Origin of the sequence: Amycolatopsis sp. NPDC050768 (assembly GCF_040654155.1) — a bacterium.
Taxonomy (GTDB): domain Bacteria; phylum Actinomycetota; class Actinomycetes; order Mycobacteriales; family Pseudonocardiaceae; genus Amycolatopsis.
On the sequence record NZ_JBFAHL010000030.1, the window covers coordinates 12996 to 27139 of the forward strand.

The window sequence follows — 14144 nt, forward strand, 5'->3', positions numbered from 1 at the left end:
GGGCCGTGCCGGGCGCCGGTTCGGCACCACCGGTTGCCCGAAGCAGGTTCGGATGTCGGGCCGACGCGGGCGCGACCGGATTGTCGGTGTCGTCATCCAGAATGGGGTCGGCCGAGGAGAGGACCCTGGCGAGGAGCTCTCCTCCCGGCGTGCACGTGTCGTCACACCGAAGCCCGCCCGGAATGGGCGCGACGGACGGTGGGGAGGCGTGAGAGGCTCGGATCCGGAACGGGAGGAAACGGACATGACTGCGGCGCTCATCGGACGGGAGCACCCCGCCTCGGTGTTGCGCGCGGAGCTGGCGCGCGCGACCGCGAGCCACGGCGGCCTGGTGCTGGTCACGGGTGAGGCCGGCATCGGCAAGACCACGCTCGTCACGGGCCTGGCCGACGAGGCCCGCGAACGCGGGGCGCTCGTGCTGGCCGGCACGTGCTGGGAGTCGGGCAGCGCGCCCGGTTACTGGCCGTGGGTGCAGGTCGTGCGCGCGCTGCGCCGGGCCGCTGAACCGCACGAGTGGGCTGCCGCGGATTCCGCGACGCTGTCGGCGCTGCTCGGCGAATCACCCGAGCCCGGCGACGCGTTCCGCCTGCACGACGCCGTCACGAGCGCGCTCATCACGCTCTCGCACGACCGGCCCGTGGTCGTGGTGCTCGACGACCTGCACTGGGCCGACCCCGCGTCGCTGCGACTGCTCGACTTCGCGGCGCGCCACACGTGGTTCGAGCGGCTGCTGCTGATCGGCACGTACCGGGACGTCGAGGTCGACGCGCCCGGCCACCCGCTGCACCAGCTCGTGCTGCCGCTCGTCGCGAAGGCCACCACGGTCACGCTCACCGGCCTCGACCCCACGCAGGTCGCCGAGCTGATGGGCCGCACCGCGGGCACGGACCCCGGGGCCGAGCTGGCCGCCGACGTGCACCGCCGCACCGGTGGCAACCCGTTTTTCGTCGAGGAGACCGCGCGGCTCTGGCGCAGCGGCAGCCCCGTCTCGGCCGTCGCGCCGGGCGTGGCCGACGCGTTGCAGCGGCGGCTTTCGCTGCTGCCGGCCCAGGTGGCGGACCTGCTGAGCGACGCCGCCGTGCTCGGCCGGGAGTTCTCGCTGCACCTGCTCGCCGCGGTCGCCGGCGCACCCGTGCCGCAGGTCGACCACCTGCTCGGCCGGGCCGTCGCGACGCGGCTCGTGGTCGCGCTCGGCGAAGGCCGCTTCGCGTTCGCCCACGACCTGGTCCGCGAATCGCGCTACGCCGGCCTCGGTGCCGAAGGCGCGGCCCGCCGGCACGCGGCCGTCGCCGACTCCGACCTGGTCGGCCCCGCCGAACGCGCCCGGCACGCCTACCTGGCGGGCGCCCTCGTCGAGCCGGCCCGCACCGTCGAGCTGCTCTTGGCGGCCGCCCGGGATGCCAGTGCGCGCCTCGCCATCGAGGAGTCCATCGGCCACCTGCGGCGCGCGCTGGAACGTGCACCGACCATCCGCACGCGTGCGGTCGTGGAGCTGGAACTGGGCACGCTGCTCTGGCGCGTCGACGACAAGGACGAGGCCTGGGCGCACTTCGAAGGCGCCGTCGCGAGCGTGCGCGAACTCGACGACGCCGAGCTGCTCGCGCGCGCCGGCCTCACCCTCGCCCGCGTCGACCCGGGCGGCGCGCGCCACGAGCTCGTGTCCGGCCTCCTGCTCGAAGCCCACCGCCGCCTGTGCGCGGGCACGCCGGCCGAACAGCTGTCCCTCGACCGCGTCACGCTCGAGCTCACGGCCCGCGCCGCCATGCTCGCCCGCGACGACGAGGACGACCACGCGCTCGCGTTCTCCCTTTGGGCACGCCACGACGCCATCTGGGGCCCCGGCAGCGGCGCCGAACGCGAACGGCTGACGGACGAACTCGCGGCCATCGCCCGGCGCACCGGCGACCGCGAGAACGAATACTTCGCGTCGTCGCTGAAATGGGTCGCACTCCTCGAACAGGGCGACCCGCGCTACCTCGACCAGTTTCGCTCGTTCCAGGGCTTGACGGAAAACAGCGGCCTGCGCGGTGCCGAACTGGCCGCGAAAATCGACCGCAGCATCATCTGCGCGCTGCACGGCCGCTTCGCCGACTCGGACGTCGCCTTGCAGCAGGCGCTCGACGCGCACCTCGGCCTGAGCGAACGCGAGTTCGGCTTCATGGGTGACCAGTTGCGCTGGAGCGCCCTGCTGCTGCAAGGCCGCTTCGCCGAGCTGGCCGACCTGCCCGCCCGCATGAGCGACGCGGGGCACTCCCACCCGGGCCTCCTGCGCGCCCTCGCCGCCGCCCACGCCGGCGACGCCGCCGCCACCCGCGAGCTGCTCGCCGAGGCCACCGCGGAAGCCCCGTACTCCCGCGAGTTCACCCCGCTGTGGCTGCGCTGCCAGGCCCAGGCCGCCGCCGTACTGGGCGACCGCCCGGCCGCCGAACGCCTCCTGGCCGAGCTCGCGCCGTACTCCGGCGAATGGCTGGTTTCCTTGTACGGCTGCGATCTGAGCGGCCCCGTCGACCTCTGGACCGGCCTGCTCGCCGCGACCCTCGGCGACCACGACCTCGCCGTCGACCTCTTCACCTCCGCCGCCCGCTCCGCCGGCCGCCTGCGCGCACGCCCGTGGTCGATCGAAGCCCGCAGCCACCTCGCCACCGCCTACCAGAACCTGGGCGACACCCGCCGCGCGGCGGAACTCTTCGACACCGTCACCGCGGAAGCCACGTCACTGGGCATGCACCACATCCCCGCCCGCGCCCGAGCGGCCCGTACAGAACCGTTGCCCCTCAACGAGTTCCGCCGCACCGACGCCGTCTGGTACCTCCGCTACGCCGGCCACGAAACCCGCGTCCCCGACTCCAAAGGCCTGCGCGACCTCCACTTCCTCCTCGGCCGTCCCGGCACCGACGTCCCCGCCGTCCGCCTCCTCGCCCCCGAGGCCGACGTCGCCCCCACCTTCACCGGCACCCCCATCCTCGACGACGCGGCCAAAGCCGCCTACCGTCACCGCCTCACCGAACTCGACGCCGCCATCGACCACGCCACCACCCTCGGCGACGACACCCGCGCCGCCACCCTCGACACGGAACGCGCCGCGCTCCTCACCGAGCTCCGCACCTCCTCCGGCCTCGCCGGCCGCACCCGTCGCCTGGGCGACGAATCCGAACGCGCGCGCAAAGCCGTCACCGCCCGCATCCGCGACGCCATCCGCAAACTGGCCGACCTCCACCCCACCCTGGCCGACCACCTCCACGCGACCATCACCACCGGGTCGAGCTGCTCCTACCACCCACCCACCCCCACTACCTGGCGCCTGTAACCGCACAGCAACCGGCAACAGAACGCACGCACCATGGGCGGGTGGGGGAAGTGGCCCGCCGCATTCTCTCCAGCGAGCCGAGCACTCACTTCCTGTTGTACAACCTCATAGTCCACGTCCCGAACACCAACGTCAGCACGCCGGCCGCGATCAACGTCCACATGATCGCTCCGAAGTCCCATGCCCCGGCCATCATCGACCGAACCCCGCTCACCAGCTGCGTAATCGGGTTCAACTCGACGAACACCTGCAACCACCCCGGCATCGTCGACGGATCCACGTACACGTTCGACAGAAAAGTCAGGGGCATGATCACCATCATGCTCACCCCCATCACCGACTTCTCCGACCTGAGCAGCAGCCCGAACATCGTCCACACCCACGACAGCCCGAACGAGAACACCAGCAGCAGCACGACCCCAGCCACCACACCCCCGAAACCACCTGGCGGCCGGAACCCCAGAATCAACCCCACGACCATGATCACCACAGACGCGATCACGTACCGCAACGCGTCCCCCAGCAAGTACCCCACCATCGCCGAGGGCCGCCAAATCGGCAGCGTCCTGAACCGGTCGAACACCCCCTTCTCGATATCCGTATTGACAGCCAACCCCGTGTACATCGTGATCATCACAACGCTGGACGCCAAAATACCCGGCAAGAAAAACTGCAAATACTGCGAAGGCGACCCCGCCAACGCCCCGCCGAACAAATACGTGAACATCAACGTCATCATGATCGGAAACGCCGTGACATCGAACAACTGCTCCGGCACATGCTTGATCTTCAACACCGCCCGCCGGCCGAACGTGATCGACGTCGACAGCGCACTGGGCCTGGGCGGCCGTTCCACCGCCACCAGCAACGCGGCCAAATCCTCGACCTTCGGCGCCGCCAGCTCGACATCAGCCTCGCGTACAGTCGTCACACCGCCACCTCCTCATTTGCCGGACGATCAGTCAGAGCCAAGAACACCTCGTCAAGACTCGGCTGACCCAACGAAAACGTGTCAACAGTGATGCCGGCCCGCGCCAGCTCCGCGAGGGCCCGCGAGGCGCGATCGGCCGAGCCGAGGTGCTCGTCGGCCGACAACCGCGCCGTCAACGCCACCGGATCCGGCTCCAACTGCACCGTCGCTTCAAGCGTCCGCCCCAGTACCTCCGCCGCAGCCTCGCGCTGGCCGGCATCACGCAACCGCAAATGCACAGCCCCGACGCCGACGGAAGCCTTCAACTCCCCTTTCGTCCCCTCCGCGATCACCTTTCCGTGGTCGATCACCGCGATCCGCGACGCCAACTGATCCGCCTCGTCGAGATACTGCGTAGTCAGCAACACCGTGGTCCCCTGCGCGACGATCGCCCGCACGATGTCCCACACCTGGTTGCGGCTTCGGGGATCCAGCCCCGTCGTCGGCTCGTCGAGGAACAACAGATCGGGCGTGTTGAGAATGCTGGCCGCGATGTCCAACCGCCGCCGCATGCCACCCGAGTAGTTCTTCACCTGTCGCGCCGCCGCGTCGGTCAACCCGAACGCCTCCAGTAACTGCGCCGCACGCGACCGGGCCGCGGGCTTGCGATGCCCGAGCAGCCGCGCAAGCATCACGAGGTTCTCGGTGCCGGTGAGGTCCTCGTCGACCGACGCGTACTGCCCCGTGAGGCTCACGCGGCTGCGCACGGCGTCGGCTTCGCGCACCACGTCCTTGCCGAACACGCGCGCCTCACCGCCGTCGGGCCTGGTCAGCGTCGCCAGCATGCGCACGACCGTGGTCTTGCCCGCGCCGTTGGGGCCGAGGACGCCGTAGACGGTGCCCGCGGGCACCACGAGATCGATGCCGTCGACCGCCCGGGTCTCCCCGAACACCTTGACGAGCCCGGCGGTCACGATCGCCGGCTCGGCGGTGGCACTGCTCATGTCTGTCCTTCCCCGTTCTTGTTCGGCCACAGTCGGTCGGCCACAGTCGGTTCACGCGCAGTAGGGCCGCGCGCGCCGCCCGTCGCGCAGGGCGAGCCCCCACCAGACGAGCTCGTCGAGCAACGTCGTCACGGCGGGCGCGTAGCGCTCCGGATCGGGGCGGAAACCGCCGTCAGCCACACGGGCTTCGAGCAGGTCGAGGCACACCGCGTCGCGCAAGGTCGCCGTGTGCAGCTCGGTGAACACCCCACGAAGCTGCTCCACCGCGTACCGGCCCGCGGCGCGGTAGCCGTAGGAGACGAACCCGACCGGTTTCGCCCGCCACTCGTCGTACGCGCAGTCGATGGCCTGCTTGAGCGACGCCGGGAAGCTGCGGTTGTACTCCGGCGTGACGACCACGTACGCCTCGGCCGCCGCGATCCGCCGCGCGAACCCGGCCATCGCCGGGGTCGGCCGCGCGGGGTAACACGCCGGGATCGCGAAGTCGGCGAGGTCGACCACGTCGAGGTCCAGCCCGGTGCGCGCACCGGCCCGCTCGACGAACCACCGGCCGACGCCGCCGCCCACCCGGCCCTCCCGGGTGCTGGCGACGACCACGGCCACCCGCAGCTTCTCCTGCACACCCTCAGGGCGCCAGATGCGCGCGAGCCGCCGCCAGATTCGATCTGGCGGCGCGCGTCAGGCGTAGAACGGGTACGGCCACGCCCGCAGCACGGCGAGCGCCACGAGCAGGAACCCGAACACCCAGGTGGTCCCGCCGCCGTAGTGGAAAACGCGGTCGAGCACGACGGTCGTGACGAGCAGGACCACGGCCGCCGCCGGCACGACCCACCGCGCGTGCAGCACGTCGAGCACCGGTGAAACGAGCGCCGCGGCGCCGACCAGCATCACGACGCCGGCGGTGAAGCCCTCCCCGCGCGTGAACAAGGGCTTGCCCGTCAGCACGCTCCCCCGGCGGTACCGGGCGAGCGAATCCTGGAGGCGCACACACGCCGAGAAGAGGAACACGACCGCGAGCGCCCACTGGACGCACCACAACACGACGTTCACGGCGCCGACGCCAATGTGCTCCCACCGGGACCGGTCCCCATGCCGACAGCGCCCGATGAAACGTTTCATCACCGTGTTAGGCTGGCCGCCCCAAGGGCGAGGGGAGGGCCGTGGTCGGCATCAAGGACGTCGCGAAGCGCGCGGGCGTTTCGATCGGCACTGTGTCCAATGTGGTCAATCGACCCCACGTCGTCGCGACGGCCACGCGCAACCGGGTGCTGTCGGTCATCCAGGAGCTCGGGTACGTGCGCGACGAGTCCGCGCGGCAGCTGCGCGCCGGGCGGTCGCGGATCATGGCGCTGCTCGTGCTCGACCTCGGGAACCCGTTTTTCGTCGACGTCGCTCGCGGCGCCGAGGAAGCCGCCCACGCGCAGGGGATCAACATCATCACGTGCAACAGCGGGCAGCGGGTGGAGACCGAGGCGTCGTACCTCGCGATGCTCGCCGAGCAGCGCGTGCGCGGCGTGCTGCTGAGCCCGGTCGACACCGCCGGCGACGCGATGCAGGCGTTCCGCCGTAGTGGGATTCCGTACGTGTTCGTGGACCGCAAGGTGCCGGCGGACGAGGCGAGCTCCGTGTCGGTCGACGACGTCGCGGGCGGTGCGCTCGCCGCCCGGCACCTGCTGGAGACCGGGCACCGCCACATCGGGTTCGTGAACGGTCCCACCATCCTCACGCAGTGCCGCGACCGCGACGCCGGCGTGCGCTCCGTGCTCACCGGCTCGCGAGCGCAGCTGTCGGCGGTGGAGGCGATCGGCCTCGACGTCGCGTCGGGCCGCGACGCGGGCGCGCGCCTGCTCGGCATGAGCCCCCGGCCGACGGCCGTGTTCTGCGCCAACGACCTGCTCGCGCTCGGCGTGCTGCAGGCGATGGTCGGCGCCGGCGTGCGCGTGCCGGACGAGATGGCCATCGTCGGCTACGACGACATCGAGTTCGCGGGCGCGGCGGCCGTCCCGCTCACGTCCGTGCGCCAGCCCGCGTTCCGGCTCGGGCGCACGGCCGCCGAGCAGCTGCTCGCGGAAACCGAGGAGAACCCGCCGCCGCACCGCGAAGAGGTCTTCACGCCGGAGCTGGTGGTGCGGGAGTCGACGCGCGTTCGCCGGTAACTGTTTACACCGGGGTGTACAGAGCGCTATAAACACTTTCGTGGACACCGGCCGCAAGCTCCTGCCCCGCGCCGAACGCCGCGCGCAGATCCTCGCCGCGGCACGGACGGCCTTCGCCCGCGACGGCTACGCGGCCACCACGATCGAGCAGGTCGCCCGCGAGTCCGGCGTGACGGCGACGATCATCTACCGCCACTTCGCCGGCAAGCCCGACCTGTACCGCGCCGTGCTCGACGACGTCCGCGACCGCCTGCGGGTGGCCACGTCGGGCCGTCCTGACCTGGTGCGTGCGGCGGTCGCCGCCGCGGCCTCCGATCCGGACGGCTTCCGGCTGCTGTTCCGCCACGTCGCGCGTGAACCGGAGTTCGACTCGTGGGCGGCCGACTTCCGCTCGCGGAGCTCCCTGGTGGCCGAATCGGCGCTGCCGGCGGAAATCCCCGATCCTGAGCGCCGGGCTTGGGCCGCGACCTTGCTGACCACCCTCTCGGTGGAAACGATCCTCACCTGGCTCGACGCCGGCCGTCCCGCTTCCGAGGAGACGGTCGCCACCGCCATCGACGCCGCCTCCGCCGCCCTCATCGCGACGATCGGAGCACCATGACCTACCACGACGTCGGCCGCTTCGACGCCCGCGCCGACACCTACGACAAGCCGACCCTGCAGGGCTTCTTCGGCGCCGTCCACCGCGCGACGCTCTCCTTCGCCGCAGCTGCCCCGCCCCACTCGGTCCTCGACGTGGGCGCCGGCACCGGCGAGCTCCTCGCCCTGGTCCACGCCCGCTTCCCGGATGCCGCCTTGTCCGGTGTGGACCCCGCGTCCCGCATGCTCGCGCGGGCGCGCGAAAAGCCTTTCCCTGCCGCGCTTTCCGTCGGTTCCGTGGAGTCTCTCCCCTACCCTGCCGGGCACTTCGACCTGGTGCTGTCCACGATGTCGTTCCACCACTGGGCCAATCCCGCCCGGGGCCTCGCGGAAATCCACCGCGTCCTCACGCCGGGTGGCACCGCGGTCGTGGCCGAACACTTCACCCGCGGGTGGCTGCGTTTTGCTTCCCGGGTCCTGCCCCGCCGCAACCGCACGGAGACTGTGCAGGAAGTAGTCGCAATGGCTCGCAATGCGGGCCTCGACTTCGCCGGCCAAGCCACCGTCTTCCGCTTGGCTGGGCTGCCTTTCATCACCGCCGTGCGGCTGCGCAAGCCACAAGCTCCCGAGTAACAACACAAGAACCATGTGCGGGCCACCAGCCGCCGGGAGACAGGCCCCCGCCCTCCCTGGGGGGCGTGCCCTTGTCCATTCTATCGGCCACCCCCGACAAAAACGGGGCCCACGCCGAAAAGGGGCCGAGCTGTCCACAACTCGGGCCCGCTGTGGACAAACGTCTGAGGGGCGGCACCGAAAACGGCACCGCCCCTCAGAACGTGGGTACCCGAAGCTGTGCCGGGTCGGGGCACCGGCACACCTTCGGGCAGCTATCCCCCGGTACCCAGCCGCATGGCCAGAGCCACCGCGCCGAGCAACGACGCGTCCTGGTCGAACCGGGCCGCCACCAGCTCCGGCGGGAACGGCACCGCGCCCGCCAGCCGATCGCGCAGAGCCGGCAGCAACACGTCGGCCGACCGGACGAGTCCGCCACCCACGGCGATCCGCGAGGGATCGAACGCGATCGCCAGGTTGGCGACGTGCATGGACAACTCGTCCAGCGCCGACGTGACCAGTTCCTTCGCCTGCGTGTTCTCCCGAGCCAGCGCGAACAGCGATGCAGCCGTCACCGGGCGACCGAGCAGCTCCGCGGCCCGGCGGCCCAGCCCCCGCCCACCCACGGCTTCCTCCAGCGGCGCGGAGCCGCTGGCGAAGCCATCGGTGTCCTGGGGCGCGAGCAGGTTGTAGCCGATCTCGCCCGCGGCCCCGTTTGCGCCCGACAGCACGACACCGCCGATGAGGACCGCGGCGGCGATGCCGGTGCCGAGGGACAGGAAGACCGCCGGGTCGGCGCCGGCGAGGGTGCCGAACTCCCATTCCGCCAGGGCGGCCGCCTTGGCGTCCGTGCCGGTGGCGATGGGGATGCCGCCGAACTCGGCCGCGACCAGCGACCGCAGGTGCAGCTGTTCCCACCCGGGCACGTTGGGCGCGAGCAGGATCCGGTCCTCGAGGACGATCCCGGGGCTGACGACACCGACCGAGTCGACGCGCGCGCCCTCGTCCGCCACCAGGGCCTTGGCCCCGGCGAGGGCACGCGTCACCACCTGCTCGGCCCCCGCCTCGGCGTCGGTGTCCAGCCGGCGCGTTGCCAGCAGGGTTCCGGCGTCATCGGCGAGCCCCAGCGCCACTTTCGTGCCGCCGAAGTCGATACCCAGGATCACTCGCGAGTCCCCTCGATCGCCGGCGGGCGGACGGCGTGGCCACCGTGGTGGCCGTAACCGCGGGCGGCGGGCACGACCACGTTGCCGGTGTTGAACCCGTCGACGCTGATCACGGCGGGAGCGCCGTGCAGGTCGGCGGAGCGGTAGGTCACCGTCAGCGTCTGCGACTCGCCGGGCCACAGCGTGATGTCGTTGTCGTTCCACGTCGCGGCGGCGAGCTGGCTGTCGCCGGACGCCACGCCACCGGAAGCGGTGCCCCGGCGGACGTCGGCGCGCAGGAAGAACCCGACGGACGGCGTCTTCGACGTGTTGGTCACCGTCACCGTGGTCGCCGTGTCGGCCCCGTCCGGACCCGCCATGTGCTTCGTCGAGCTCTCGACGCCGATCTGCGCCTTCGGCAGGTCGCGCAGCGCGGACATGTCGCTGTACTGGCTGAGCGTGGCCTGCGGCTCGCCCAGGGTCTTGTTCCAGTCGACGACGTCCTTCTGCGTGGAGAGCCAGTAGACGTTGCGGTCCACGACCTTCCCGCCCTGGGTCACCTGCAGCTCCACGAAGTACACCTGCGCCTTGGCCGGCGCCTTCGTCTCGGCCGGCACCTTCGGCTTGAGCAGACCGGTGACGACGCCCTGCGAGTTCAGCGACACGTTCTTCGCCGTCTGGTCGTCGAGCACCTTGCCCGCCGTGTCGTAGACCTTGGCCTGCACCGAAACGCCCGCCTGCGCGCCGCCGCCGAGGTTGGCCACGGTCACGGAACCGTTGTCGTACCCGTAGATCGCGTGCAGCGGTTCGTTGGCCTTCTTGGCCCCGAAGAACGCGCCCGGCTGGTCACCGTCGTCGTTGTAGAGCGACCACAGCAGCGTCGGCCAGCCCTTGTTCAGCTGCCAGTACACGACACCGGTCGACGGGTTGTCCTTGTCGGTCGAGTGCGCGATGAAGGACTCGAACTGCGAACGGGTGTTCTCGTAGTTCGCGACCTGCGCGGACTCCACATAGGACTCCAGCGAGTCCCACTTGCCGTAGCGCTGGGTGATGGAGTTGTCCAACGTGTACAGCGTGCCGAAGGCGTAACCGCCGTGGTCGGGCTCGAAGTTCGCGTGGTACTGGTTGTACGCCGGGTCCTGCCACAGCTTCGCCTGCTCCTCGGGCGAGAGGAACCGCTTGATGGAGTCCAAAGTGGGCACGGTGTGCCCGGCGCTCTGCTCGCTCGCGAAGCCCCACGAGCCACCGGCGTTGGTGCGGCTGGAGTCACCGGAGTCGAAGTGCGACGTGTCGTACCAGTAGGCCGGCGGGACCCAGTCGTACGGGCCTTCCTTCTCACCGGAGACACCGAGCGTCGGGGTGCTCTTGTACTCCGCCGAGGCGATCACCGGCACCTGGAAATCGGCTTCCTTGAACGCATTCAGCGTCTCGGACTCCTGACGTGCGACGGGTTCGTTGTCGCTCCAGCCGGAGTTGAACACGCTCGGGTGGTTGCGCTCGCGCTGCGCGATCGAGTACGCGGAGTCGTGCATGATCCGGTAGTCGCGATCGGTGAGCTTCGAGGCGTCCTCGGGCTGCCACGCGTCGCAGCACAGGAAGCCGCCGATCACCAGCAGGCCCGCGCGGTCGGCCTGGTCGTAGAAGTCCTGCGGCATGTCGTGGCCCTCGAGCCGCACGCCGGACAGGCCCATGTTCTTGATCAGCGCGATCTGGTGCGCGGTGTCGGCCTTGTCGTAGCGCAGGAACAGGTCCGGGGCGAAACCGCCGCCGCGGAACACGAAGTCCTTGCCGTTCACGGCGAACAGCCGCGAGCCCTGCGGCAGCGGCGCCGATTTGCCGACGAGCTTCGAGGTCACCGTGCGGATTCCGAAGGTGTCCGAAGAGGACGTCGAGACGACGCCACCCTGGGCCACCGAGGTGTCCAAGGTGTACAGCGGCTGCGCACCCAGCGAGTACGGCCACCACACCTGCGGCTTGCGGATCTTCAGCGCGGCGAACTTCGCCGGCGTGAACGTCACCGTCTGCTTGGCGCGTGCCGGGACCTTCACGCTCTGCTTGACCACGATCGGCGCGCCCGACGGCGGGTTCACCGTGGCCGTGACGTCACCGGTCTGCGCCGAGTCGGCGTTGTTGGTGACGTCGACCTTCACCGTCAGCGAGGAGGTGGACAGGTCGGCGGCGTTGTCCTGCACCACGTGGGCGTTGTCGCCGGTGAGCGCGTCGGACAGCTGCAGCGTGGGCGGGTACTGGATGCCGGTGTTGTTGTCCGGCGGGATCTGGCCCCAGTCGACCTGGTCGAGCGTGTACATCGTGAGCGGGTTGTTCGGGTAGACCTTGATCGCCAGCGTGTTCTTGCCCGGCTTCAGCAGCTTGGTCACGTCGAAGGTGTGGCCGGCGAACGCGCCACTCACCACGTCCTTGCCCGCCACCAGCGTGCCGTTGACCCACACGTCGCCCTCGCCGACGATGCCCGGGATCGTGAGCTTGCCGTTCTTGCCCTTGGCGAAACCGGGGTCGAAGTCCGTGCGGTACCACCACGGGTCGGCGAACGGCTTCGTGGTCACGGGGCCGAGCTTGTCGACGTACCCGAAGCACTTGCGCATGTTGTCGGAGTAGAAGACGTCGGGGCACTTGCCGTTCTGCACCAACGCGTTGATCTCGGTGCCCGGCGCGCCCGCGTCGTCGGACTTGACCGGCAACCAGCCCTTCGTGGCGTACCCGGGCTGCGAGACGCGGTCACCGCCGTCCTTCACGCTCGCGGTGGTGAGCACCTGCCAGCCGGAGGTGCCGATCGTGGACAGCCCCTGCTCACGCGGAGCGTGGTGCTGGGGCGACGCGGCGGGCGCCTGGGCCGACGCCGTCGCGCTCACCACCCCGGGGACCAGGATCAGCGCGGCGGCCGCCGCGATCCCGGCGACGAGCGGTTTCCTCATGCCTCAAGCCCCTCTTCGGTCGGCTGCTGCTGCTGCTGCGCGAGGACGAACTCCTCGCGGATCTCCTTCGGGCCGAACGGCCACGTCTTCTCCGCCGCCGCGTAGATCAAGAACGCGACGACGCCGAGCACGATCCACGCCACCGAGAGGATGATCGAGAGCGTCGTGGCGGAGATGTAGATGTACACCCAGCCGGCGAGCGCGATGATCGTCGGGATCGGGTAGAGGAACTGGCGGTACGGCCGCTTCAGCGCGGGCTGGCGCCGGCGCAGCACCCAGATCGCGGCGACCTGCGCCAGCGACTGGATGATCACGAGCACGGTCACGGCAGCGTTGATCACGTCGGTCAGCGTGAACAGCGAACCGATCGCGGTGATCACGCCCATCGTCAGCACGCCGGCGGTGGGCAGGTTCAGCTTCGGGTGCAGCTTGGCGAACACCGGCAGGAACACCTTGTCGCGCGCGGCTTCGAACGGCACGCGCGAGCCGCCGAGCAGGCCCGCGAAGACCGACCCGATGGCCGCGATGATGATGAAGACGGTGATCACCTTCGCGGTGACCGTGCCCCACGCCTGCTCCAGCACGGTGGAGGCGACCGACGTGGCGTTCTTCAGCTCGTCGAGCGGGATCGAGCCGAGCACGCCGACCTGCAGCAGGAAGTAGAGCGCCATGATGCCGAGGATCGAGAAGATGATCGACCGCGGGATCGTGCGGCCCGGGTTGCGGACCTCACCGCCGAGGTAGGCGCTGGTGTTGTAGCCGAGGTAGTCGTAGATGGCGATCACGAGGCCCGCGCCGAGGCCGCCCCAGAACGCGCCGCCCGAGCCGAACGCGCCGGGCGTGAAGGCGAACGCCTGGCCGCCGCTGAAGTGTGAGAAGGCCGCGACGATCACGGTCAGCACGGCGAACAGCATGATCACGAACAGCACGGTGGTGAGCTTGCTGATCTGGCCGATGCGCCGGAACAGCGCCAGCACGATCACGGCGATGATCACGATGCCGATGATCTTGCCGAGCGGTGTCACGCCGCCGTCGTCGACCACGCCCGGGATGAGGTACCCGAGGTACTGGACCAGGCCGATGATGCCCGTGGACATGATCAGCGGGATGAACAGCACGGCGCTCCAGGCGAACAGGAACGGCATCAGCCGCCCGGTGCGGTACTGGAAAGCTTCGCGGAGGTAGATGTAGGTGCCGCCGGCGCCGGGCAGCGCCGCGCCGAGCTCGGCCCACACTAGGCCGTCGGCCAACGCGATGATGGCGCCGATGATCCAGCCGAACATCGCCTGCGGGCCACCCATCGTGGCGACCATCGCCGGGATGGTCACGAACGGGCCGATCCCGCACATCTGCGTCATGTTGATCGCGGTCGCCTGCAGCGGCCCGATCTTGCGTTCGAGACCGGTCCGTGGAAGATCCGCCGTTCCGGAACCCCCCGAACGGGTGGGTGAGCTCACGTCGTGCCTCCATCCAATAGTTAGTAAAGCTTCTTAACATA

Annotated in this window: 11 protein-coding genes; 4 read left to right on the plus strand and 7 right to left on the minus strand. The window is 70.3% G+C overall.

The features are described from left to right. The first annotated feature begins 244 nt into the window (after positions 1-244). Positions 245-3307, plus strand: a complete 3063-nt coding sequence (locus AB0H62_RS47915; protein ID WP_360592658.1) for an AAA family ATPase — start codon at positions 245-247, stop codon at positions 3305-3307. Positions 3308-3392: 85 nt separating this feature from the next. On the opposite strand, the gene AB0H62_RS47920 is transcribed toward AB0H62_RS47915, so the two are convergent. The 4 genes from AB0H62_RS47920 to AB0H62_RS47935 are packed head-to-tail and all read right to left on the minus strand — an operon-like array spanning position 3393 to position 6271. Next, a complete protein-coding gene (locus tag AB0H62_RS47920; protein WP_220238866.1) occupies positions 3393-4238 on the minus strand; it encodes an ABC transporter permease in 846 nt (281 codons plus the stop codon). Next, positions 4235-5221: an ATP-binding cassette domain-containing protein gene (locus AB0H62_RS47925; RefSeq protein WP_220247549.1), complete on the minus strand. Its 987-nt coding sequence runs from the start codon at positions 5219-5221 to the stop codon at positions 4235-4237. Before AB0H62_RS47925 ends, AB0H62_RS47920 begins: the two co-directional genes overlap by 4 nt. Positions 5222-5272: 51 nt before the next feature. Further along, positions 5273-5842 (minus strand): NAD(P)H-dependent oxidoreductase, encoded by a 570-nt coding sequence (locus AB0H62_RS47930; protein ID WP_220238865.1) that lies wholly within the window; start codon positions 5840-5842, stop codon positions 5273-5275. Positions 5843-5899: 57 nt separating this feature from the next. Continuing rightward, complete coding sequence (locus AB0H62_RS47935) at positions 5900-6271, minus strand: hypothetical protein (RefSeq protein ID WP_360592659.1); 372 nt, start codon at positions 6269-6271, stop codon at positions 5900-5902. A 110-nt stretch (positions 6272-6381) separates the two neighbouring features. Here AB0H62_RS47935 and AB0H62_RS47940 point away from each other — a divergent pair, with 110 nt between their 5' ends. Genes AB0H62_RS47940 through AB0H62_RS47950 form a run of 3 tightly spaced genes read left to right on the plus strand, consistent with a single transcriptional unit; the run spans position 6382 to position 8589 of the window. Beyond that, entirely contained in the window at positions 6382-7377 is a 996-nt protein-coding gene (locus tag AB0H62_RS47940) for a LacI family DNA-binding transcriptional regulator (RefSeq protein ID WP_220238863.1), read from the plus strand. Between the two features lie 40 nt (positions 7378-7417). After that, complete coding sequence (locus AB0H62_RS47945) at positions 7418-7978, plus strand: helix-turn-helix domain-containing protein (protein ID WP_360592660.1); 561 nt, start codon at positions 7418-7420, stop codon at positions 7976-7978. Then, positions 7975-8589, plus strand: coding sequence for a class I SAM-dependent methyltransferase (locus tag AB0H62_RS47950; protein WP_220238862.1), 615 nt, complete (start codon positions 7975-7977; stop codon positions 8587-8589). Before AB0H62_RS47945 ends, AB0H62_RS47950 begins: the two co-directional genes overlap by 4 nt. 254 nt (positions 8590-8843) lie before the next feature. On the opposite strand, the gene AB0H62_RS47955 is transcribed toward AB0H62_RS47950, so the two are convergent. Genes AB0H62_RS47955 through AB0H62_RS47965 form a run of 3 tightly spaced genes read right to left on the minus strand, consistent with a single transcriptional unit; the run spans position 8844 to position 14103 of the window. Next, complete coding sequence (locus tag AB0H62_RS47955; RefSeq protein ID WP_220238860.1) at positions 8844-9734, minus strand: ROK family protein; 891 nt, start codon at positions 9732-9734, stop codon at positions 8844-8846. Continuing rightward, positions 9731-12646 (minus strand): glycoside hydrolase family 2 TIM barrel-domain containing protein, encoded by a 2916-nt coding sequence (locus tag AB0H62_RS47960; protein WP_360592661.1) that lies wholly within the window; start codon positions 12644-12646, stop codon positions 9731-9733. The genes AB0H62_RS47955 and AB0H62_RS47960 overlap by 4 nt, the downstream gene beginning before the upstream one ends. After that, on the minus strand, positions 12643-14103 hold the full coding sequence (locus tag AB0H62_RS47965; protein ID WP_360592662.1) for an APC family permease: 1461 nt from the start codon (positions 14101-14103) through the stop codon (positions 12643-12645). Before AB0H62_RS47965 ends, AB0H62_RS47960 begins: the two co-directional genes overlap by 4 nt. Positions 14104-14144 lie beyond the last annotated feature (41 nt).

Coding starts and splice junctions, on each gene's coding strand:
- AB0H62_RS47915 (WP_360592658.1), top strand. CDS start 245: ATGACTGCGGCGCTCATCGGACGGGAGCACCCCGCCTCGGTGTTGCGC.
- AB0H62_RS47925 (WP_220247549.1), bottom strand. CDS start 5,221: ATGAGCAGTGCCACCGCCGAGCCGGCGATCGTGACCGCCGGGCTCGTC.
- AB0H62_RS47950 (WP_220238862.1), top strand. CDS start 7,975: ATGACCTACCACGACGTCGGCCGCTTCGACGCCCGCGCCGACACCTAC.
- AB0H62_RS47960 (WP_360592661.1), bottom strand. CDS start 12,646: ATGAGGAAACCGCTCGTCGCCGGGATCGCGGCGGCCGCCGCGCTGATC.